We start from the raw sequence: 568 nt of genomic DNA on the forward strand, positions 1-568 counted from the left end.
TATTTTTCAGACGTTCCACCGATAACCACACCCCCAAACTGTATCAATATAACTGTGAAGCGTACAAGCAGCCAGCTTCGCCCGGATTTTCCTGATATGTTCCATGACAGTATCACTGTTACCCTCGCCGTCAAGTCCCCACACTGTTTCATAAATACGCTCCCGGTCAAATACCTGTCCGGCATTCAGCGAAAGCAGCTCCACAATATCAAATTCCCTTTTTGATAAAGCAACAGGTTCACCCGCCACTGTGACGGTTCGGGCTGAATAATCAATCGTCAGTTCACCAAAGAAGCGAATTGTCGCTTTATTCCTGTGTCGCTGCTCCCTCCTCAGATGTGCGGCAACTCTCGCCCCTAATTCGTCCAAATCAAAAGGCTTAATGATATAATCGTCGGCACCTGCCTGAAAGCCGATGATTTTATCGGCAGATTCGACCCTTGCCGTCAAAAAAAGAATGGGGCAAGTAATAAGCTCCCGAATTTTCTGACAAAGGGTCAATCCGTCTATGTCCGGCATATTGATGTCGAGCAGGATTAAATCGGGCTGTCTTGCTAATTTTTGAAGT

General features: G+C 46.5%; 1 protein-coding gene. It reads right to left on the bottom strand.

The genetic code is table 11. From position 1 onward, the window contains the following. Window positions 1–6: 6 nt before the first annotated feature. Window positions 7–568 (bottom strand): response regulator transcription factor (locus tag ACTQ34_RS18130; RefSeq protein ID WP_441364990.1); only part of this gene is annotated, 562 nt, incomplete at its 5' end.

Source organism: Agathobaculum sp. LCP25S3_E8 (genome assembly GCF_052117165.1).
GTDB lineage: Bacteria > Bacillota > Clostridia > Oscillospirales > Butyricicoccaceae > Agathobaculum.